Source organism: Acetobacter okinawensis JCM 25146, from assembly GCF_000613865.1.
Taxonomy (GTDB): domain Bacteria; phylum Pseudomonadota; class Alphaproteobacteria; order Acetobacterales; family Acetobacteraceae; genus Acetobacter; species Acetobacter okinawensis.
Genome location: NZ_BAJU01000007.1, coordinates 1 through 20,732 on the forward strand (window position 1 = coordinate 1; position 20,732 = coordinate 20,732).

General features: G+C 54.3%; 16 protein-coding genes and 6 pseudogenes. 8 read left to right on the forward strand and 14 right to left on the reverse strand.

Translation table 11 applies throughout. The features are described from left to right. Both JCM25146_RS05030 and JCM25146_RS17345 read right to left on the reverse strand, forming a co-directional pair. Positions 1–266, reverse strand: a 266-nt coding sequence (locus JCM25146_RS05030) for a transposase (protein ID WP_148298975.1), incomplete at its 3' end; no start/stop codon positions are given. A gap of 75 nt (positions 267–341) precedes the next feature. Beyond that, positions 342–614 (reverse strand): annotated as a pseudogene (locus JCM25146_RS17345) (VIT1/CCC1 transporter family protein); the annotation flags it as partial. A 194-nt stretch (positions 615–808) separates the two neighbouring features. Here JCM25146_RS17345 and JCM25146_RS05040 point away from each other — a divergent pair. Then, positions 809–1,369 carry a cytochrome b gene (locus JCM25146_RS05040; protein WP_025826342.1) on the forward strand — a complete coding sequence of 187 codons (561 nt, stop codon included), beginning with the start codon at positions 809–811 and terminating at the stop codon, positions 1,367–1,369. Here the strand turns inward: JCM25146_RS05040 and JCM25146_RS24820 are convergent. The 4 genes from JCM25146_RS24820 to JCM25146_RS05050 all read right to left on the reverse strand — a co-directional run bounded on the left by JCM25146_RS24820 (position 1,320) and on the right by JCM25146_RS05050 (position 4,031). Further along, positions 1,320–1,667, reverse strand: a complete 348-nt coding sequence (locus JCM25146_RS24820; protein WP_148298976.1) for a helix-turn-helix domain-containing protein — start codon at positions 1,665–1,667, stop codon at positions 1,320–1,322. The two genes, JCM25146_RS05040 and JCM25146_RS24820, sit on opposite strands and share 50 nt — an antisense overlap. Before the next feature lie 279 nt (positions 1,668–1,946). Then, positions 1,947–2,774, reverse strand: a complete 828-nt coding sequence (locus tag JCM25146_RS17350; protein WP_051544030.1) for a sensor histidine kinase — start codon at positions 2,772–2,774, stop codon at positions 1,947–1,949. 14 nt (positions 2,775–2,788) lie between these two features. After that, complete coding sequence (locus tag JCM25146_RS20620) at positions 2,789–3,220, reverse strand: hypothetical protein (protein ID WP_148298977.1); 432 nt, start codon at positions 3,218–3,220, stop codon at positions 2,789–2,791. 112 nt (positions 3,221–3,332) lie between these two features. Continuing rightward, positions 3,333–4,031: a response regulator transcription factor gene (locus JCM25146_RS05050; RefSeq protein WP_025826344.1), complete on the reverse strand. Its 699-nt coding sequence runs from the start codon at positions 4,029–4,031 to the stop codon at positions 3,333–3,335. 462 nt (positions 4,032–4,493) lie between these two features. Between JCM25146_RS05050 and JCM25146_RS17355 the strand changes: the two genes are divergently transcribed. Next, positions 4,494–5,333, forward strand: a complete 840-nt coding sequence (locus JCM25146_RS17355) for a sulfite exporter TauE/SafE family protein (protein WP_081774760.1) — start codon at positions 4,494–4,496, stop codon at positions 5,331–5,333. Positions 5,334–5,515: 182 nt separating this feature from the next. Here JCM25146_RS17355 and JCM25146_RS17360 read toward each other — a convergent pair. Together JCM25146_RS17360 and JCM25146_RS05070 are read right to left on the reverse strand one after the other, a co-directional pair. After that, positions 5,516–6,891, reverse strand: a pseudogene (locus tag JCM25146_RS17360) (NRAMP family divalent metal transporter). A gap of 244 nt (positions 6,892–7,135) precedes the next feature. Then, positions 7,136–7,345 (reverse strand): hypothetical protein, encoded by a 210-nt coding sequence (locus JCM25146_RS05070; RefSeq protein WP_148298978.1) that lies wholly within the window; start codon positions 7,343–7,345, stop codon positions 7,136–7,138. Positions 7,346–7,686: 341 nt separating this feature from the next. Between JCM25146_RS05070 and JCM25146_RS05075 the strand changes: the two genes are divergently transcribed. Then, positions 7,687–8,022 carry an acyl-CoA thioesterase gene (locus JCM25146_RS05075; protein ID WP_051544043.1) on the forward strand — a complete coding sequence of 112 codons (336 nt, stop codon included), beginning with the start codon at positions 7,687–7,689 and terminating at the stop codon, positions 8,020–8,022. Between the two features lie 169 nt (positions 8,023–8,191). Here JCM25146_RS05075 and JCM25146_RS17365 read toward each other — a convergent pair. Beyond that, a pseudogene (locus tag JCM25146_RS17365) lies at positions 8,192–9,867 on the reverse strand (alpha-keto acid decarboxylase family protein). A 509-nt stretch (positions 9,868–10,376) separates the two neighbouring features. On the opposite strand from JCM25146_RS17365, the gene JCM25146_RS05085 reads away from it, so the two are divergent. Beyond that, positions 10,377–12,818 (forward strand): membrane-bound PQQ-dependent dehydrogenase, glucose/quinate/shikimate family, encoded by a 2,442-nt coding sequence (locus tag JCM25146_RS05085; protein ID WP_035372020.1) that lies wholly within the window; start codon positions 10,377–10,379, stop codon positions 12,816–12,818. A 94-nt stretch (positions 12,819–12,912) separates the two neighbouring features. Here the strand turns inward: JCM25146_RS05085 and arsC are convergent, their stop codons facing one another. Beyond that, complete coding sequence (gene arsC, locus JCM25146_RS05090) at positions 12,913–13,263, reverse strand: arsenate reductase (glutaredoxin) (RefSeq protein WP_025826350.1); 351 nt, start codon at positions 13,261–13,263, stop codon at positions 12,913–12,915. A 121-nt stretch (positions 13,264–13,384) separates the two neighbouring features. Between arsC and JCM25146_RS05095 the strand changes: the two genes are divergently transcribed. Continuing rightward, positions 13,385–15,076: a SulP family inorganic anion transporter gene (locus JCM25146_RS05095; RefSeq protein ID WP_277909551.1), complete on the forward strand. Its 1,692-nt coding sequence runs from the start codon at positions 13,385–13,387 to the stop codon at positions 15,074–15,076. Between the two features lie 31 nt (positions 15,077–15,107). Here the strand turns inward: JCM25146_RS05095 and JCM25146_RS17370 are convergent. Beyond that, positions 15,108–15,900: pseudogene (locus JCM25146_RS17370) on the reverse strand (sulfite exporter TauE/SafE family protein). Positions 15,901–15,942: 42 nt separating this feature from the next. Then, entirely contained in the window at positions 15,943–16,869 is a 927-nt protein-coding gene (locus JCM25146_RS05105; protein WP_025826352.1) for an MBL fold metallo-hydrolase, read from the reverse strand. Positions 16,870–16,976: 107 nt separating this feature from the next. Between JCM25146_RS05105 and JCM25146_RS05110 the strand changes: the two genes are divergently transcribed. From JCM25146_RS05110 to JCM25146_RS17380, 3 genes and pseudogenes are all read left to right on the forward strand, one after another. Beyond that, positions 16,977–17,636, forward strand: a complete 660-nt coding sequence (locus JCM25146_RS05110) for a peroxiredoxin (RefSeq protein ID WP_025826353.1) — start codon at positions 16,977–16,979, stop codon at positions 17,634–17,636. Continuing rightward, positions 17,633–18,027: pseudogene (locus JCM25146_RS17375) on the forward strand (ArsR/SmtB family transcription factor). The gene JCM25146_RS05110 and the pseudogene JCM25146_RS17375 overlap by 4 nt, the downstream one beginning before the upstream one ends. Positions 18,028–18,060: 33 nt before the next feature. Continuing rightward, positions 18,061–18,641 (forward strand): annotated as a pseudogene (locus JCM25146_RS17380) (DNA-3-methyladenine glycosylase I). On the opposite strand, the gene JCM25146_RS05125 reads toward JCM25146_RS17380, so the two are convergent. After that, positions 18,614–20,224, reverse strand: a complete 1,611-nt coding sequence (locus tag JCM25146_RS05125; RefSeq protein WP_025826354.1) for a TolC family protein — start codon at positions 20,222–20,224, stop codon at positions 18,614–18,616. The pseudogene JCM25146_RS17380 and the gene JCM25146_RS05125 sit on opposite strands and share 28 nt — an antisense overlap. Then, on the reverse strand, positions 20,221–20,730 hold the full coding sequence (locus JCM25146_RS20625) for an FUSC family protein (protein WP_051544037.1): 510 nt from the start codon (positions 20,728–20,730) through the stop codon (positions 20,221–20,223). Before JCM25146_RS20625 ends, JCM25146_RS05125 begins: the two co-directional genes overlap by 4 nt. Between the last annotated feature and the right edge of the window lie 2 nt (positions 20,731–20,732).

The following is a 20,732-nucleotide window of genomic DNA, read 5'->3' on the forward strand; positions in this document are numbered from 1 at the left end:
TGCTTCGAACGGCCAGCCTGTTCTGTCAGGGCGACAAAGATCCTGTCAAAGACACCCAGACGGCTCCACCGGATGAATCGATTATATAAGGTCTTGTGCGGACCATACGCTTTCGGAGCGTCTTTCCACTGAAGACCGTTGCGGATCACATAAACGATACCGCTCAGAACACGCCGGTCATCCACGCGTGGCACTCCGTGCGCCAGTGGAAAAAATGGCTCAATCCGCCCCATCTGGCTCTCAGACAGCATAAACACATCATTCACAGGCCCACCCTCCATCGGTAAGCCTGTGAATCACAACCGTGCACTCAGTTCAATACATTAATAGGTCCTGAGCCTAAGTTCGTGTTTTTCTCGGGCAATATCAGCATGCTCGGAATCTGCCTGAGAACTGACCGAGACATATTCCCCCGCAGCCATGGACAGGGCACCTGCGACAAGTGCAGATAATCCGGCAACCAGAATACTGGTGTGTGTGGCATGCGCACTGGCGACCCCAACAATAAGACTACCTGTTGACAGGGTTCCGTCATTGGCCCCGAGAACGGCTGCTCGTAACCAGCCGAGTTTTTCAACAGCATGGCGTTCGGTCAGGGGGGGAAGGCGCGACATGAGGTTTCCTGCTGCCGAGGTCAATGTAACTCAGGACTAACAAGGTCTTGCATGCCGCTGCAATATATATTTTATTATGATACTGCGAGTAATTTTCAATAATTTTCATTTTTTGGAAAATATACTTTGTTCATCTTCGTGTCATGGCAGTATGATAGGAACTATAGGCCAGACTCCATTTTTTCAGGACATGTATGACTTATTCAACTCCAGCCACCAGAGTATTCCAGCGTTATGATGGGCCAAGCATTGTCCTGCACTGGATGACGGCATTTTTGGTGCTGTTGCAGTTTGTGTTGGCTGAGTGCTGGAGTTGGCCAACAAAACCTGTGCATCATCTGATGGTCGTTACACATCTGACAGCGGGAATAATACTGAGTGTTATCATGGTATTCCGTGTTGTCTGGAGACTTACAAAAGGGCGGCACCTACCCAATCATCTGCAACCGATGAGCAGAGTGTTAGCGCTTGGGGTGGAATACACGCTTTATGCGTTGATTTTGGCAGAAATTGTGCTCGGTTATCTGTGGCGATGGGGCGGGGGGCAGCCAATGAGCTTTTTTGGGGTGCTGTTTCCCGCTCCATTCGCGCATTTTCAAAAAGCATCACTTTTGTGGATTCACAGTCTGCATGATTGGAATGCATGGTTGATCATTATTCTTGCAACAGGTCATGGTCTGGCTGCCCTTTTTCACCACTTGATCCTCAAGGACCACGTTCTTGAGCGTATGCTACCCGGACGTTCTGGTGGGTAGGGCTTGTAGACCGCGTTTTGGATATCTCCTCAAGCATAGTAATATAGCTGTTACCGATTTTGTAACGTCGGGTTGCCAGATTCTGCTCTAATGCCCCTTCCCGGCGTAATGCCTGCAAAATGCGATGAATGGTGGCTGAGGGCAGGTTAATCATCGCGGCAATATCTCTCAGGCGGACGTCCTGCTCGGGGTGTTCTGCCACAAATCTCAGAATCTGGAATGCGCGCGCAATGGCTTGAGTTCCCTCATTTTTTCGGGCTGCCAAAGGGCGTGGTTTAAGAGATTGTAGCTGCATCATGGCTTCAAACTTTCCCGCATGGTGATAATTTTTATGCTCCACATAATACGATTAAATTTGAATATATGAAAAATTATGCAATTTCAATGGCATGAATTGTGGATATAAAATTTAACACTATTATAAGTAGTTATTTGTGGTGAAGTTGAATATGATGCGCTCCAGCATGGCTGATTCCAGTCTGCATAAAATCCCCAAGGTGGCGTGCTGTGGTTTTACATGCAGAGTCATGCCAACACCGTGTGTATACTCACAGCCGTTTTGTTCTGTCAGGGTGGATTATTTTTTGCTGTGGTAAGGCAACTGAATTTTACAGCATAACCCAGGTGCATTGTCCAATAATGTGATGCGGCCATGATGTAACCGAACAATGGCCTTTACTAGGCTTAGGCCAAGCCCCGTACCCGGAATTGAGCGGCTATGGTCCAGTCTGACCATTTTTTCAAATACACGTTCACGCTCATGTTCAGGAATGCCGGGGCCGTTGTCGGCAATGATGATCGTATTTGTTGTGTCTGACATAAAGGATGAAACGACAATAGTGCTGCCAGCAGGACAGTGATTTGTGGCGTTTTCCAGAAGATTGGAGAACATTTGCACCAGTAGAACTTTATTGCCTGAACAGGTCATTTCATTTTGAGCAAGATATACGCTCAGTGTTTGTTGTTTCTCTTCCATTATGGGGCGATAAATATCTGTAATGGAGAGCAGAATACCCCGCAGAGAAACATTTTGATTGTCCGGAATGTCTGCACCCGCTTCCATCTGGGCGAGTTTGAGTAGGGAAGAAAAAATTTCCAGAGCTTCATTAAGGTTGGTTTTGGCGTGGCTTAATGCATCTGCCTGAGAGGGCGAGTGAGGTTGCTGCATTGCTTCATCAAGATGTTGACCAAGATGGGCAAGGGGCCGTCGCATATCATGGGCAATATCATCTGTGACCTGATGCAGACTTGTAATCAGGCATTCGTTTTTTTCCAGCATGGCGTTCAGGCTGGTGGCAAGATGGTCAAATTCATCGCCGCTTGTATTCAATGCGAGCCTTCTGGACATATCTCCGTGCATGATGTCGCGGGCTGTCTGGCTGATTGTTTCGATCTTACCGAGCACAAAGTGGCTGACAATCAGCCGCCACCTGCACCGATAATAATAAAGCCAGCCATACCCCAGATAAATGTAAACCAGAGGTCACGGCGCAGGGTCTGGACGGGTTCAGCATCGATCCCGACAAACAGATAACCTCCATCTTGCAGGGTTAAACCATACCCGATGACTGGCCGGTGCTCGGGCGGGAGGGAGCGGTGTGTCCATGTAAGGTTCCGCCAGCCTTGTGTGGGTTTAAGATGCAGCATATTGCCCACAACAATATGTTCCTGTGCATCTTGTAGCAGGTAGTAAAAGCCTGGACCATTCCTGACCAGTTCGGTCATGACTGGGCGCATGTGGGCAATATCATGGATACCAGCCTGGGAGAGTGCCTCCTCCCGTTCGTCTGATACAGTTTTTTGCATCTGCCGGGTTAAAAGGGACAGGCTATGGTATCCTGAAATGGCCATAACACAAAGACCACTTATGACAAAACATCCCGTAAATATAGACATAATCCGGAATGATGAACTTTTGAAAATCGAGAACTGGTAAGCGCTGGGGCGTGTATGCCGCTTCATTTCACTGGTTCCGTAACATGTAGCCTTGCCCTTTGACGGTATGGATCAATGGGGAAGCATGACGGCCAAGCCGCTCCCGGAGACGGCTGATATGAGTTTCAACAAGATTGGTATGAATTGGAAAATCAATCTCCCATACCGCTTGGAGAAGCATCTCGCGTGAGAGAAGGGCAAAAGGGTTCCGCATAAAATATTCAAGGAGTTTTAATTCCTGAGGCTGTATATAAAGTTTTGACCCTGCGCGCCAGACTTCCCTGTTCAACAGGTCAATTTCTACATCTTCAAAAACCAGACGGGTAGTATTCAGAGGTTCCTTGTGGCGCCGTAACAGGCTTTCTATTCTTGCGGAGAGTTCGGTCAGGGCAAACGGTTTGACAAGGTAATCGTCTCCACCACTGCGCAAACCACGGACCCGGTCATGAATACCATCCATCGTGGTGAGGAACAGAACGGGAGTCTGTATATTTTTTGCCCTCAGGTGGGTGAGGATGGTCAGACCGTCTATGCCGGGGAGGCGGCGGTCAAGAATAATGCAATCCCATGACCCAGATTCTGCCAACTCCTGACCATAAGCGCCGTGACATGCACTGGTTATGCGAATATGTGATTTTTCAAAAAACTTTTCTATATAAGAAACTGTTTTTTCATCATCTTCGACCAGAAGGATTGATACGGCAGGGCAGGGTACGTCCACGTTCATACTAGGGCTCCGGGTGATGTATCGGGGTATATAAGAGATTGTTTTGTCTAAAGTATGATGTGATTACTGATCGATTATACGAAAAAATTCTATTGTGAATGAGGAAATTCTAGATATTTCTTCTTTGTTACGCGTTTAATTTCCGGAATTTATGTTGATTTTTGTTTATAAAGGAACATGGCAAAAAATTGAACTTCATGAAATATAAAAATCCCAATGTTGGCATATTTAATGCTATGGGTATGCATGCAGGAGTAGAACTCCTTTTGAGGGTATTGGCTGAGAATAACCCCCCCCCTCATACATCAAGTGTGTTCAGGTTCGTGCGATGAATATATTTCATAGGTTATTTATACAGACTCTTTGTTACATGCGTCATTTTTCAGATTGGCTGCGTCTAAAATAACGCCTGCCTGAGGCATTTTGGTAACTTGGGAGCACACCAGTGCTGCGGAGTGCTTAATGATGATTGTTTGGAGTGTTCTATTCGCAACCGCGGTGGTGGCATTTGCCTTGAGTGCTGTGTCCGGGGGCGGTGCCGGATTGGTGCTTATGCCAATACTGGGGTTGATACTTGCGCCTGAGAACGTTCCTGCGGCTCTGTCTATTGGAACTTCTGTAAGCTCTATATCCCGTATTGCATTTTTTTTCCGAAATATCCGATGGTCTATTGTGTTTCGGTTTGTGCCATTGGCGCTTCCCGCAGCTTGGGGAGGTGTGATGCTGCTCAGGCAAATGCAGCCTGCTTATCTGAGCCTGTTGCTCGGCCTGTTTTTATTGGGAAATCTCCCGCTTATGCTACGTAGTGAGCGTGGAGCAAAAAATAGCGCGGACGATGGAGCCCATGGCATGGTCTGGTTGCCCATTATTGGTATTATGGCGGGGTTTATTTCCGGTTTTACCGGTGCTGTCGGTTTGCTTTTCAATCAGTTCTACCACAAGCTAGGCTTGGATAAATCCGAAATTGTTGCAACGCGTGCGGCGAATGATGTGCTTTTGCATTTTGTTAAAGTTACACTTTACGTAAGCTACGGCATGGTCAGTCAGGCAACATTACTGGCTGGTGGTTTTGTCGCCTTGGCTGCTCTGGTATCCTCATTTGGTATGAAGCAGTTTTTACATTGTATTCCCGATCATATGTTCAAACAGGTCGGGCATGGGGCTGCGGTAGCGGCTGGTGTGGCAATGATGGTGATGGCGGGCCAGCATGTTGTTGCGCAGGACCAGCTGGCAATACAGTACACGCGCCACGTTCACGCCTTGGGCATGACCGTCGACTGGAGCAGCATCGCCTGTCCGTAGAAGTGGAAGCGCCAATCGAACTGGAGGTGCGGCACAGTTTGATCTCGCACGGTGTTGCCCCGCACTCTAATGCTCAATGGCATGATGTTCGGCATGCCATTTTGCATATTTCACCATTACAAGGGGCGTATATGACGCGTTCTGAATAGAGAGGCGGGTTTTCGTCTATGCTTTACTGCTGGTTATAAAAAAGCTCCCAACATAGCCATAACAACCCCTGCCATAAGAAGGGTTGCTGTCCATCCCAGCCATTTTAACCAGCCCTGAACAATAAAATTTCCCATAATGTCTTTGCGGGCAGAGACAAGCATGATGATGACCATGACGGGAACAGCCGCTACGCCATTGAGCACTGCGCTCCAGAACAAGGCTTTTATGGGGTCTATTGGTACAAAATTCAGGATCATGCCAACTAGGGTTGCAATGACCAGCGTTGCATAAAATGCCTGCGCTTCCTTTGGGCGGCGTTTAAGACCGGTGGGCCATTGGCGTGCCTCCCCCACGGCGTAAGCGGCGGAGCCTGCCAGCACCGGAACAGCCAGAAGGCCTGTGCCAATAATGCCAAGAGTGAAAATAAGAGATGCAAAATTGCCTGCAATAGGCCTGAGGGCCTCTGCGGCCTGAGCTGATGTCTGAATATCTGTAATGCCGCTCACGTTCAGGGTTGCGGCTGTAGTAATCAGAATGGCCAATGCAACAAGGTTGGAAAAACCCATGCCAACCAAAGTGTCAATTCTGATACGGCGCAGGGCGTCTTTTCCCTGGGCTGGCGCATCAATCAGCCGTGTGCGGCGGGGGTGGACGTGCATGTCCTCCACTTCCTGCGAGGCCTGCCAGAAAAAGAGATAAGGCTGATTGTGGTGCCGAGAATTGCTACCAGAGCGGTCAGGTAGTCCGACGTAAGGGCATGGTCAGGCCAGACCAGAGACCATGCCAGCGTGTGCCAATGAACATGCACATAGGCCAGTGCAGCAAAATACGAGAATAAGGCCAGTGTAAGCCATTTGAGCACGGCTACGTAGCGAGTGTACTGCAAGAACACCTGCATGGAAATTGAAATGGTGGCAAAAAGTAGAACGTAAAGTGCACGATGTACGGGAAGCAGCAGGTGCAACGCATCTGCCATTGCGCCAAGGTCTGCGCCAAGATTGATGATGTTTGCAACCAGAAGTAGCACGATAACACTGCTAACCAGCCACGGCGGACAATGCAGCCGCAGCACACCCGCCAGCCCGTACCCAGTTGTACGCCCGATGCGGGCGCTGATTGTCTGTATGGCAACCATGAGCGGATATGTGACGAGAAGCGTCCATGACAGACCATAGGAAAACTGCGCCCCGACCTGTGAATAGGTTGCTATGCCGCTTGGGTCATCATCTGACGCACCGGTAATGAGCCCGGGCCCAAGAACATGGAACAGGCGAGGGCGGCTAGCCCCGACTGCCGGGCTTGGTGTCTCCGGGTCATGGTCAGAAAAAAGTACAGTTTTTTCAATATGTTCAGGCGACAGGATGAGTTTGTCGCTTTTGCTGCAACGGAAGATCTGGGGCGCTGCCATGGGGAGTTCAATTCTGCTAAAATGACTTTATGGCCAGACCATAAGGCAGTTTGAAGCGCAGAAAAATTAAATAGAAATGTAGACTCACATCCACTCGGCAGGTCTCTGGCTAAGCCTTACAAAGTGGACGTCTCTAATGAGTGGTATTTATACAAGTATGTTGTGTTAAATTATTTCAAAAATAAAAATATGCGGAAGAATGTTGATATTTAAATAGAGATTTTGCGTAGAAGAAAGGATGTATCTACGCGTAAAAAGCCCCGGAATTTTTTTCTTTCATGATGTTTTCAATCGTTTTGTCCACAAATTTTTCGTTAGCATTCACGCGGGCTTCCTTCAGATCATTGGCGTAAACTTCGCCAGATCCGCTGACCGTTGCCTGAATACTATCTGCATTATTATTGCTGGTGGTCGGAATCATATTGTCCCGGATATTGGTATATGCCTGATCCACAAAAGAAACAGCGTATCTGTACATAACTTACCCCTCCATGGCGCGAATATGCCTGTATTTTTAGATTCGTGTAAAACAAAATTCGATATGAGGAAGCAATAATTTGACATTTTTTATAACAATTGCGTGATTTCTGGCAACACTGAATTACGGTTGTGAGCAGGATTTTTTCACGTTTGGTACAGGCATGGCGGAGGTGTGCAGATTTCTCTGTATGTTTTGCAGGGAATGGAGAAACATGACCCCATAATGGACCAGCGTGAGCAGAAGGGGTGAACGTGGGTAATACTGAGCCGAGTGACTGGGCAACGGATGAGAATCTGGCCGTCAGGGTTGTTGCCATGCGGCGGGATACCAATGCGGCGGGCGATATTTTTGGCGGCTGGGTTGCCGCACAGATGGACCTTGCCGCCAGCACGGCGGCGGAAGGGTTTGCCGGATGCAAATGTGTGACAGTGGCCATTAACGGCATGGTCTTCCATCACCCCATGGCGGTGGGGGATGAGCTGAATGTATATACGCGTATTGTTAAGGTCGGCCGCACCTCCATTACCATCTGTGCGGAGTCCGTGCGGCGTATCCGGCGCACTAATATTCGGCAGAAGGTTACATCAGGCAATTTTGTTTTTGTTGCTGTGGGGGAGGATGGGCGACCACAAACCCTGCGTCAGATCTGAGCATGGACTTTAGGAAAAGCAAAAGTGGATTTTGCGCAACATTATTTTTAAATAGTGATTATAAAATCATGTGATTTCAAGCATGTAGTGGGGAGTGCATAGTTGCATGCATAAAAAACGCCCCGGATATAAATCCGGAGCGTTTTTCACATGGAATATGTGTTGTCGGTTATGAAATCTGAGGTTTGCGGGCATTGGCAGACGCTACGCGCTTGCCCCACTGCACCAGCATCTCGGTGCAGTCCGTCCGTTCAATCTGGCATTCGATAATGGTTGGGCCGCGGTGGTTGGCCTGCGCCTTTTTAATGGCTTCGGCCAGTTCCGCACCGGTTGTGACGGTCATGCCCAGACCATGGCCCTCACCCGCGTTGAACACGTTCATCAGACCGGCATAATCCCAGTTCTTGATATAGTTGTAAGGCCCGTCATGGATGGCAATTTCAATGACGTAACCACGATTGTTCACCAGGAAGATAATGACCGGCAGTTCGTAACGCACCATCTGGGCGACTTCTTGCGCCGTCAGCTGGAAGGAGCCATCCCCCACCATGACAATGTGTTCGCGCTCCTGTGACCCCATGGCATTCCCGAAGGAGGAAGGAACAGACCAGCCAATATGGCCCCACTGCATTTCCGTTTCCACGCGTGCGTGGCGTGGCAGGTGCATGCGCATGGCGTTGAACCAGGAATCACCCGTTTCGGCCACAAGGGTGGTCTTGGACGTGAGCATACCGTTGATCTGACGGGTCATTTCGTCATTCGTCAGGCGTGCATCCGGGGTGGCAGGGGCAATTTTGGTCGGCGTGTAGTGTGACTCCCGTGCGCTGGCCGGGCGTGAGGGGGCTTTTTTGGCCAGTGCGCTCAGGAATTCGCGCAGGGTAAAGCCCTCAAACGTCTGCCCACCCACGGTTACGCGGTTGGGGTCAGCGACCAGCACGTTCTCACCTTTTGGCCATGCGGTCCAGCCAACGGTTGAGTAGTCGTTGAACACGGGAGCAATGCACAGCACGGCATCAGCTTTTTCCACCAGTTCCTGCGTACCGGGGGCTGAGACTTCTCCCCAGTAAAGGCCACGGAAGTTGGCATGGTCCTCGGGGAACAGCCCTTTGGCGGCAGCCATAATGGTTACGGCGCAGCAATACGGTCGGCCAGTGCTTCGGTTTCGCTCAACGCATGGGCGGAACGGGCTTTGGTGCCAACCAGCATGACGGCCCGCTCGGATTTTTCCAGCAGGGCCACGGCAGCATCCACAGCGGCGTTCAGGCTTGTGGTGTCGGGTGTCAGTTCTGCCAGCAGGGCGGTCACAGGGCCGGGGCGTACGCACTCGGCGGAGGATACGTTGCAGGCAATTTCCAGATAGGCCGGTTTGCGCTCACGTAGGGCGGTGCGGATGACGTGGTCGATCTTCGCGGGGGCGGAGGCGGCATCGGTAATGCTTTCCGCAGCGCAGGTTACATGCCGCACCATTTCCAACTGGTAGCCATAATCGGTATTGCCCAGTGTGTGGTGCAGTACATGGCCGCTGCCATAGTCATTACTGTTAGGCGAGCCGGAGATCAGGATTACAGGCAGGTTTTCCGCATAGGCACCGCCAATGGCGTTCATGGCGGAAATGGCACCCACGCTAAAGGTGACAACCGCTGCAGCGGCACCATGGGCGCGTGCGTAACCTTCAGCACTAAAGCCGCAGTTCAGTTCGTTGCAACAGTAGATCTGCTGCATGTCCTTGTTGAGCAGGAGTTGGTCCAGCAGAACCAGATTGTAATCCCCCGCCACGGCAAAATGATGTTTGAGACCGATCTGTGCCAGACGCTCGGCCAGATACATTCCAACTGTATAGGTCATGATGGGTGTGCATTCCTCAAAAAATAGAACCCTGCGTGGACGGGTTTTGCGGTAAGTAAACGCGCGATGCTGGGGGAATGTCCAATATATGAATCTGTTATAACCCATACGTAACCAGTATGGATTGTTGGGGGCTAAGCAGCTCTTTTAATATCGGAAGAATTTTATAAATTGTTGTAATTCAATGGTTTGTGAATTATTTCGGGGTTTGCACCAGTCTGGCCTCAGAGGCAGGCTTGGTTTTGTCTATCTGGCGGGGCGTGCTCAGGTTCACCGCAACGTGATACAGGGCGGGATGAGACGCTGTAATGTTGCGGAAAAAAGCTAGCGTCTGCTTGAAAGCGACTGGTCGTGATTTAAAAACACTGAATTATTATTGACAGAATTGAAGGTAATGGAACACAGACCTCCATCTTTCCAAGGAATGGCGGGGTGTGGATCAGTCAGGGCGGTTTATCCAGGTCTGCGGCACTGAGGTCTCTGGAAGTTTAGGGTATTGGGAGAAAAAAATGGATCAACCGCTCAGGACGGGAGCTTGGGTCACATTGACCAATGTGTACCGGGTTCTTTTTGCGTTGCTCAGTGCCGGGGTTGGGCTTGCCCTCACCTATGGTGGTGGACAGTTGCTGGCTTTGGGGGGCTCAGCATATTACCTGCTGGCAGGGCTTGCCTATATTGGGCTGGCAGCGCTGTTTTTCCTGCGTAAAAGCAGCGCTTTGCCTGCCAGCGTCGCCGTATTTGCGGCGACATGCGTATGGGCTTTGTACGATACGCCCCATATTGGTTACTGGGAGCTGCTGCCGCGTCTGGTTGTGCCTGCCATTCTGCTGGCACTTGGTCTTTGGCTGGCAGCTCTGTTCCCCAATATCCGTGCAGTTGTGCGGCGCTGGAGCGCTCTGGGTGGTCTGGCTGTGCTGGCGGCCCTGGTGGGCACGCTGGTTGCAGCGTTTTACCCGCATGGCCGTATAGCCAACCCCAGTGCGTTGAGTGCAGAGGCCACCGTTGCGCAGGCCGGTCGGGCCGATGCGCCGCAGAACTGGGAGTTCTATGGCCGTAATGCCGCAGGCACACGCTTTGCGCCCTATAACCAGATTACGCCCGCTAATGTCAGCCAGCTCAAGGTTGCATGGGTTTACCGTACTGGTCGCCGCATAAGCGGGAGTGGTTTTGGTACGGATGAGAATACGCCTCAGCAGATTGGGAATGTGCTGTATTCCTGCACACCGGAAAACCTGATTACGGCTATTGATGCCGATACGGGGCAGAAAATCTGGGCTTTTAACCCCGGAGCAAGAACGGCCGAGCATGTAAGCTGCCGTGGTATCGGGTATTACGATCAGGACGCGGATACCAGCCTGACGCAGGAGCCGAAGGCCAGCTCCCCCAACTCGGAATGCCGCCAGCGTATTCTGGTCTCCTCTGTTGATGCGCGCCTGTTTGCGCTGGACGCCCACAGTGGCGCGCTTTGCAAAAGCTTTGGCGATGCAGGGTTTGTAGACCTTAAAAAGCAGATGGGGCCGACCGAAAACAGCAAGCGCTACCACCCCACCGCGGTTCCCGTGGTTATGGGGCATCTGGTTGTTATCGGTGGCTGGGTGCGTGACATTATGCCCGGTGAGCCTTCGGGCGTTGTGCGTGCGTTTGACGTGCGTGACGGCTCGCTTGCCTGGGCGTGGGATGTAGGGAACCCGGATAACACGCATGCACCCGCCCCCGACCAGACCTATACGCTTTCCACCCCCAATGTCTGGACCGTGCCGACATATGACAAGGAACTGAACCTTGTTTACCTGCCTACGGGCAACGGACCGCCAGATTACTGGGCTGGAGATCGTAGTGCGGCCAACAACCGGTTTGGCTCGGCGGTTGTGGCGGTAGATGCGGCTACAGGCCAGACCCGTTGGGTCTCCCAGTTGATTCACCACGACGTGTGGGATTATGACCTGCCGTCCCAGCCAGTGCTGTATGATGTCACCAACGCGCAGGGCGAGCGTATTCCCTCGCTGATTCAGACCACCAAGACCGGGCATATTTTTGTGCTGGACCGCCGCACAGGTAAACCCGTGACAGAGGTGGTGGAAAAGCCGGTGCCCACATCGCCCGCAGGGCAGGGTGAGCAACTCTCCCTCACCCAGCCGTTTTCTGTTGGCATGCCGACCATTGGCGCAGACCCGCTGAGCGAAAGTGCTATGTGGGGCATCAGCACGTTTGACCAGCTTTATTGCCGGATCATGTTCAAAAATTCGGTGTACGAAGGGCCGTTTACACCACCGGGCGAAAAACCGTACATTGAATGGCCCAGTCTTCTGGGCGGGATGAACTGGGGTGGCATTTCCATTGATGAGAACAGTGGACTTATGTTTGTCAACGACATGCGTATGCCTTTGCGGATGTCGCTGGTCACGCGGGAGAACGCCAAAAAGTTCAAGGTCTCAACGGACGAGGTGCCGGGCTTTATGGGTACCATACGCCCGCAGCTTGCTGGCCCTTATGGCGGGGTAAAGATTGATATCCTGCAATCCCCTCTGGCGGTGCCGTGCAGCACGCCACCGTTTGGCACCATGACGGCTATTGACCTGCACAGCAAAAAAATTGTGTGGCAGGTTCCCATGGGTACGGTGGAGGATCTGGGGCCGCTGGGGATCAAGACCCATCTGCCCGTCCCCATTGGCATGCCCACATTGGGTGGACCGACCTCTACGGCATCGGGTCTGGTCTTTTTTGCAGGCACGCAGGATTATTACCTGCGCGCCCTGAACGCGCGGACCGGGCAGGAGGTGTGGAAGCAGCGCCTGCCAGTGGGTGCCGTGGCGGCCCCCCTTATTTACCGCTCACCCAAAACAGGGCGGGAATATGTGGTTATTTCCGCAGGCGGTGCCAGCCATTCGCCTGATGTGGGGGATTACATCATCGCCTATGCTCTGCCCGAGGGTGTAAGCACGCACGAATAAGCTGCGTTAAAATATGGGGGCATTGTCCGGTTTGTCATAAGCCGGACAATGCCCTTTTTTGTGCCGGTGTTCCCTGTGTTGTGCAGGTTCAGGATTATGGCAGAAGTGCCAGCACCGTATCGGCTGGGCGGCAGGCTCTGGCGCCTTTGGGGGTGACAACAACAGGGCGGTTGAGCAGTGCGGGGTGCTCGGCAATGGCATCCAGGATCTGGGCATCTGTCACGTCTGCCTTGTCCAGCCCGAGTTCTGCGCATAGTTTTTCTTTTGTGCGCAAAAGATCGCGTGCGCCCTGCGGGTCTTGGCGGGCAATTTCTTCAAGCTGTTTACGGCTGGGAGGGTTTTTCAGGTAAAGCACCACTTCGGGTTCTATCCCTGCGTTACGCACCAGTTCCAGCACGGAACGCGACGTGCCGCAGGATGGATTGTGGTAAACTGTTACAGTCATGTTACATGCCCCTTTTATAAAGGCGTAATTGTTGCATGTTCTGCAAGGCTGGCAAGGGCCGGGGTTGTCCGGTAGGGGCTGCGGCAGACCACGGTTGAGGCAAAAAAGGAGCAGGTGCCACGTGCGTACAGTGACCGGCTGGTGGCAAAAACCGTTGACCATAAGCAAAAATGTGTGGGCGGGGCTGTCTCTGGCATCCATGAACATTCCGCAGGTTCTGGGGTATGCGCGTATTGCGGGCATGCCCACGGTAACTGGTTTGTACACGGTGCTTTTTCCGCTGGTGGCTTTTGCCCTGTTTGGCTCATCGCGCCATCTGGTGGTTGCGGCTGATTCTGCTACCGCTGCTATTTTCTCCAGCGCTTTATCGGAAATAGAGCCGGTGGGGAGTGCTGCCTACATGCGGCTGGTCAGCGCGGTTGCCCTGCTTAATGCGGTGTTTTTGCTGGTTGCTCGCCTGTGTCGGTTGGGTTTTTTGTCGGATTTTTTGTCCCGCACGGTGTTGGTTGGTTTTTTGGCCGGTGTTGGCGTGCAAGTCAGCATGAGCATGTTATACGACATGGTGGGGCTGGAGGCAGGGTCACACAATACTGTGGCCCAGTTTGTCGGGCTTGTGCAGGCTGTGGCGCATGTACACCTGCTTTCGCTTGCCATTTCCTGCGCGGCCTGCGCGCTTTTGCTGTGTGGTGGCCGCTTTCTGCCCGGTCGGCCTGTGGCGCTGGTGGTTGTGCTGGGTGCACTTGGCCTGAGCTGGCTGTTGGGGCTTGCGCGCTATGGTGTAACTGTTCTGGGGCCTATGCAGGGGGGGCTGCCGCATTTTCTGGTGCCCGTAGTTTCATGGCACCAGTTTTTGGCGCTTTTGCCCGTTTCGGCTTCCTGCGTGTTTGTCATTATTGCGCAAAGTGCGGCGACATCACACGCATTTGCCTACCGGCTGCATGAGACGGTCGATGCAAATGCCGATATTGTAGGCCTGTGTGCCGCCAATGCCGTGGCGGGGCTGAGTGGCACGTTTACGGTCAATGGCAGCCCGACCCAGACCGCCATGGCCGTGCAGGCCGGGGCGACAAGCCAGCGGGCGCAGCTTGTATTTGCCGCAGTCACCTTGTGCGTACTGCTGTTTTTTACCGGGCCACTCCAGTATTTGCCCCGCTGTATTCTGGGCTCTGTGGTGTTCTGTGTTGCTGTGGGCATGATTGATGTGGCAGCCCTTAACCATATCCGCAAGGAGAGTCCGGGGGAGTTCCGTCTGGCGCTGGTTACGCTGGCGACCGTGGTCAGTATTGGGGTGGAGCAGGGGATTTTTATTGCCATTGCCCTCTCCTTGTTCCGGCATGTGCGGCATAGTTACCGGCCCCATACCATGGTGCTCAGGCCCGACCCCGTAACGCATGAGCTGGAGGCAAGCCCCGTGCGCGCCGGTATGCAGACGGAGCCGGGGCTTGTGATCTATCGCTTTTGCGCTGACCTGTTTTACGCGAACTGCTCGCTGTTTGCGGAGGATATTGATTTACTGCTGTGCAACCCGCCCACTCCGGTGCGCTGCGTGGTGGTTGATTGCAGCGCTATTACGGATATCGATTACTCTGCTGCCAGCGTGGTGCGTGATGTGCTGTTCCGCTTGCAGATGCGTGGGGTAAGGGTGATTTTTGGCAGGGTAGCCTCTTATGCGCTGGCCGATATGGAGCGCCACCATATTGCTGCGGCTCTGGGGGAGGGGAATATTTATGCCCAGCTTCATCAGGCCATGGCCAGTGCGCGGCAGACACTGGCGCAGCCGGAACCGAACAGCCGTGTTGCGGACAGCCTGTAAAAAAATACGTTCGCGTAAGACCCGGAGGTGCTTAACCCATAAGCTGGTGGACGCCCTGCCAGATCATATACGCAGCCACGACAAAGATTAGGCCGGCAAAAACAGAGGTCAGCCTGCCCGTGGACCCTGCCAGCGCGCGGGATGCCTTGGTGCCGATGCTGCACCCTATGGCGCCACCCAGAATAAACATTCCGGCCAGTTGCCAGTTGACGTAACCGGAGAGCATATAGCTCAAGGTCGTGCTCAGCCCAAATGCTGCAACAGCCACCAAGGATGTGCCAACCGCGTTAAGGATAGGCATGCTGGTCGAGGCCATAAGGCCGGGTACAATCAAAAACCCCCCACCAATGCCAAAAAAGCCGGAAAGCACACCAGTGCCAAACCCGTATCCCATGACCTTGGGTGCGTTCTGCCGGTTGCAGCTTGCGCCGGGGCAGCCTGTATTGTGGCGTCCACGGATCATCAGAACCCCAACCCCGATCATAAGGATGGCGAACAGCAGCAGCAGGTGTTTGCCGTCCATGGCCTTGCCAAGTGATGCTCCCAGAAAAGCGCCACCAACGCCGCAAAGGGCAAAAATTCCTGCACAGCGCCATTTTACGGTTTTATTGCGTGCGTGATGTGCCAGCCCGACCAGCGCGTTGATGGAGACAGAGAGCGCACTGGTGCCAATAGCCACATGGGCATTGGGCACACCCACCAGATACACCATAAGTGGGACGGCCAGAATGGAGCCGCCCCCCCCCAACCAGCCCGAGGGTAAACCCCACAATGCCGCCAGAGGCAATTTCCAGCGCGATATGCAGGATGTGGGGCGTTAACATGGGCTCTCCGCAATCAGGGTGGTCTGGGTATGCACGCGAGGTTTACAGGCGATTAACGGGAATTTTGATATAGCTGACGCCATTGTCCTCAGGCTCAGGTATATGTCCGCCGCGGATATTGACCTGCACGGATGGCATGATCAGGTTTGGCAGGCTCAGGCTTGCATCACGCGTGGTGCGCATGCTGACAAATGCATCTTCCTCCACGCCATCATGAACATGAATATTATGCTCGCGTTCGGCCCCTACCGTTGTTTCCCACGCAAATGTATCGCGCCCGGGGGCTTTGTAGTCGTGGCACAGGAACAGGCGGGTCTGCACGGGCAGGCTCAGCAGGCGGCGGATCGAGTGGTACAGCATGCGTGCATCCCCACCGGGAAAATCGGCGCGGGCGGTGCCATAATCGGGCATGAACAGCGTATCGCCAATAAAAGCGGCGTCCCCTATGACAAAGGCCATATCTGCGGGTGTGTGGCCGGGTACATGCAGGGCAATACACTCCAGATGACCGAGCTTGAAGCCCTCACCATCCCTGAATAGATGGTTGAACTGGGAGCCATCGCGCGCGAACTCTGTTCCGGCGTTGAATATTTTGCCAAAAACCTCCTGAACCCGCACAATATCTGCCCCAATGGCCAATTGGCCACCAAGCTGCTCCTGCAACCATGGAGCGGCGGAAAGGTGGTCGGCATGGGCGTGGGTTTCCAACTGCCAGACTACGTGCAGCTTCTGCTCCAGCACATAGTCCACGATCTGCTGGGCAGATGCATAGTTGGTGCGGCCAGATGCGGGGTCATAATCCAACACGCTGTCTATGACTGCGGCCTGCCCTGTGGCGGGGTCATGCACAACATGGCTTGCGGTAAAGGTCGCAGGGTCAAAAAAGCTCCGCACGACGGGCCGGTCCTGCGGGTGGCGCAGCATCATCATAATCTGGGCCGTAGCTGCTGTGATGGCGGTATCCGACATGCGAAGACTCCAATCATTTATAACTTACTGTAACATTGTATATTTGATTTCACTAAATATGAAACCATCTTGCGTCAAGATCGGGATTTCGCGTAAAGGAAACTGCCATGAATGATCGCATAGCAGATGCCTGTCCCCTGGTGCCTCTTTCCTCCTCCCTCAAGATCGGAGACGAGGCCCCAGATTTTACGGCCCGGACCACTCAGGGTGACTTCACGCTTAGCAGTCTGCGCGGGCGGTGGGTGATCCTGTTTTCGCATCCGGCTGATTTTACCCCGGTCTGCACCAGCGAATTTATTGCCATGGCCCGTGCCGTACCACAGTTTGAATCCATGGATTGCGCCCTTGTCGGTCTGTCGGTGGATAGTCTGCCAGCCCATCTGGCATGGCTGGAGGCCATACGCGCCCGCTTTGGCGTGACCATCCCTTTCCCCGTGATTGAGGACCCGTCTCTGGCTATTGCCCGCGCCTATGGCATGCTGGATCTGGATGCGCGCAATAGTGCGACCGTACGTGCGGCATATTTTATTGACCCGCGCGGTATTGTGCGGGTCATCACATGGTACCCCGCAACAGTTGGCCGCTCCGTGGCCGAGATGCTCCGTGTCCTGCGCGCCCTGCAACGGGTGGAGCGTGGCGATGTCATGACCCCGGAAGGCTGGATGCCGGGTGCCGATGTGGTGCTGCCCGCAGGCCAGACGTATGATGAGGTCATGGCTGCAGGCCCGGACTGGTTCATGAACATGCAGCCGGATGACGAGGCATGAGCGCTCTGTGCGTTGAGGAAGCACGGCAGCTTGTCGAACGTATGAAGCTGTTTGCCCAGCCACAACGCTGATGATTTTGGATGCTCTGCTGGAGCACAGCTCTCTGGCCGTGGGAGAGCTGGAAACTTGCACAGGTATTGGCCAGCCAACCCTGAGCCAGCAGTTGGGCGCGCTCCGGCGGGCCGAAATTGTGGTGCCACGGCGCGAATCCCGCACCATCCACTACAGCCTTGCCAGCGAGGAGGAGGCCCTGCGTGCGCGTGCACTGATTGGCCTGCTACGGGGGGACCGTGCGGCCCTGCCAGCCTGCGTGCTGTCTCCGAGCGTTATGCGGCCAGCAATCGCACCACCGCCCAGCGGGAGGCGGAAGGTGGTGCCCAGTTCGCCCTGATCCGCACCAGTGACACGCCCCGTTCCTGACGTGGTGCCGGGTGGCACCGGCGCGCTGGTCCGCTGTGACTGGGCCGAGGCCAATGACCTGCTCCGCACCTACCATGACCGGGAATGGGGGCAACCCGTTACGCAAAGCCGCGCCCTGTGGGAGGCGCTGGTGCTGGAAACATTTCAGGCCGGGTTGTCGTGGAATACGGTTTTGCAAAACGTGAGAACTTCCGCGCCGCATTCTGTGGTTTTGACCCGCACAGGGTTGCGGCCTTTACCCCCGATGATCAGGCGCGGTTGATGGAAAATGCCGGTATTATCCGCTCCCGTGCCAAAATTGCTGCGACCATTGCTAATGCACAGGCTTGGCTGGCCATGCACAACGCAGGAGAGGATTTTGCCGCATTTGCATGGGGCATGGTGCACGCAGCGCAGGCGCACGAGCGCGGCACAGGGTTGGAGGCACAAACCCCTTTGTCGGGCAGGGTTGCAAAAGCCCTCAAGCACAAGGGCTTCCGCTTTGTTGGCTCCACAACCGCGCAGGCGTGGATGCAGGCGGTTGGTATGCTGGATGGGCACGAGGCTGCGTGTTTTTGCTACCGGGGTGCCTCTTCCAGACCCTGAGCCGGGGCTTGGCCCAGTGCGCCGGTTGCAAAGCCAAGGCTGGCAGCAGCAATAAGGGCTGCGTAATAGGCATCCGAGCGGGCGAGTTGTGCATCAACCAGCCCGCTCTGGGCCAGTGTTGCGGGTGTTATGGAACCAACACCACTGCGATAGGCCGCAAAGGCTGCGTCAAAACTGGTCTGGGCGGCAGCCTCCAGCTTGGTGGCTGCCCGGTAGGCGCTCAGGCCCGTATGTAGGCCGTTTTGTGCGGCAACAATCTGCTTGGCAGAGTCGTCTACTGTCTGCTCCAGCGTGACCTGCGTGCTGTCTGCCCGACTTTGGGCCTGCCTGAGCACGGCAGCACGCATCCCGCCATCAAAAATGGGGACAGAAATACCGCCCAGCACAAGGCTGCTGAAGTTGTTGGAAGACAGGTTGAGGGTGGGGGATGAATCGGTCCCGGCTCCGGGCACGGAGGAGAGTGCCAGATGCCCGGTGGTGTAGGCGACATTGCCGGTTACAAACACTTTGGGCAGGAACTCGGCTTTGGCAGCGGTAACATTGCTGCGCGCGGCTTTTGCTGCGGCATAGGCAGCCAGCACGTCGGGGCGCTGCGATACGGCAGTGCGGATCATCTCGTCCGTCATGCGCATGTCGTCTATGTTCAGCACCCGCCCGGAGACATCCTGCGTGTGCAGGCGCGTGGCAGGGGCAATGCCCATGGCGGTCATGAGTTCCAGATAGGTATTTTCAATTCCGTTCTGGGCCTGAACAAGGCGTAACTCTGCCTGAGCGGTCATCTGCTGGGTCTGGGCAACATCCACTACAGTGCCTTGTCCCTGATGCAGGCGTGCTTCTGCTGCAGCCTGTATGGTCTGGGCATTGCGGAGGGACTGCGCGACCAGCCCGGCACGGGCAACGGCTGCGGCGTGGGTGTAAAAAGCCAGTGTTACGCCATAAATGACCTTCTGATGGGCGGCGGTAAACAGCACATTGCTGGCCAGTTGCAATTGGGATGCCGCATCAATCATGGCCTCGCGCTTGCCAAAGTCGAACAGCAGCCATTCCATGTTCAGCGTCTGCACCTCCCCATGCCCGTTGTTGTGGGTTCTGGGGGTGTCGATGTTGTTGATGATACTGCCCGGCAGCCCGCCATTTTCAACAGTAAGGTCGCTGTTATTGTGCCGGGTGCCATAGCCGCCAACAATGGAAGCACTCAGGTGGGGTACATAAGCGGTGCGCGCAATGCCTACTGTAAGTGCCGCATTGCGTGCCGCATCCCACGCCCTGCGGGTGCTGGGGTTGTTGGACTGGGCAATGTCGATCAGCTCGGGGAGCGAGTATGGGTGTGCAGGGTCTATCGCACTATCCGGCGCACGGGGCGTTATGGCGTGGTTAGCTGGCAGCACATAACCGGGGGGCAGCATAAGCCCCCGCCGTCCCGCCTTGCCGGGCAGGAGTTCGCCATTGGCGGCAACATTGGGCTGCCACGGCATATCCGGCCGCGCGGGTGCGCTGTTCAGGGCCTGTGTGGCACAGCCTGACAGGCTCAGTAGCAGGCTGGGTATGGCAAGCAGGATCCGGGTCTGTGCGCGGTCTATCATGTCAGAGCCTGTTCCATATCCTGTATCTGGTGCTGCACGGTCTGACGTTGGGCGGGTAAAAGCCCGTCCTCGACCGCAATGGCCGTCTGTCGTGTTAAAATGGCGTAGGTGGGCAGGAGCGGCATGTGGGCGCGCATGTGCTGCGGTTCGGCCTCGGCCAGTTCCAGTGCCCGCTCCGCATCGGACAGGTCCTCCTGCACGGTGGAGGCCAGCCGGACCTGTTCGGCGGGATCTGTGGTTGTTGTCAGTTTTTTCAGGCTATCCAGCAGGGTATGCCACCGTTGTGCAATCGGGGCATAGGCGCTGGTGGGCCAGAACGTAACAAAAACGGCATAAGTAATAAAATTGCCTAGCAGAATGCCAATAATACGGTCGCGGGCCGTGGTCATGTCTGCGGTGGGGCCATACCCTTTGAGGTCGCTCAGAAAAAAGGCAAGCCCGATCTGGAAGCCTGCATAGGCTATGCGCTCGTCACCATTTTTGATCCATGAGGCAAACAGGGACACAA

What these genes read in the sequence shown, in the direction of transcription:
- JCM25146_RS05040 (WP_025826342.1), top strand. Translation starts at nt 809, where the DNA reads ATGACTTATTCAACTCCAGCCACCAGAGTATTCCAGCGTTATGATGGG.
- JCM25146_RS24820 (WP_148298976.1), bottom strand. Translation starts at nt 1,667, where the DNA reads ATGATGCAGCTACAATCTCTTAAACCACGCCCTTTGGCAGCCCGAAAA.
- JCM25146_RS20620 (WP_148298977.1), bottom strand. Translation starts at nt 3,220, where the DNA reads ATGGCCATTTCAGGATACCATAGCCTGTCCCTTTTAACCCGGCAGATG.
- JCM25146_RS05050 (WP_025826344.1), bottom strand. Translation starts at nt 4,031, where the DNA reads ATGAACGTGGACGTACCCTGCCCTGCCGTATCAATCCTTCTGGTCGAA.
- JCM25146_RS17355 (WP_081774760.1), top strand. Translation starts at nt 4,494, where the DNA reads ATGATGATTGTTTGGAGTGTTCTATTCGCAACCGCGGTGGTGGCATTT.
- JCM25146_RS05075 (WP_051544043.1), top strand. Translation starts at nt 7,687, where the DNA reads ATGCGGCGGGATACCAATGCGGCGGGCGATATTTTTGGCGGCTGGGTT.
- JCM25146_RS05085 (WP_035372020.1), top strand. Translation starts at nt 10,377, where the DNA reads ATGGATCAACCGCTCAGGACGGGAGCTTGGGTCACATTGACCAATGTG.
- arsC (WP_025826350.1), bottom strand. Translation starts at nt 13,263, where the DNA reads ATGACTGTAACAGTTTACCACAATCCATCCTGCGGCACGTCGCGTTCC.
- JCM25146_RS05105 (WP_025826352.1), bottom strand. Translation starts at nt 16,869, where the DNA reads ATGTCGGATACCGCCATCACAGCAGCTACGGCCCAGATTATGATGATG.
- JCM25146_RS05110 (WP_025826353.1), top strand. Translation starts at nt 16,977, where the DNA reads ATGAATGATCGCATAGCAGATGCCTGTCCCCTGGTGCCTCTTTCCTCC.
- JCM25146_RS05125 (WP_025826354.1), bottom strand. Translation starts at nt 20,224, where the DNA reads ATGATAGACCGCGCACAGACCCGGATCCTGCTTGCCATACCCAGCCTG.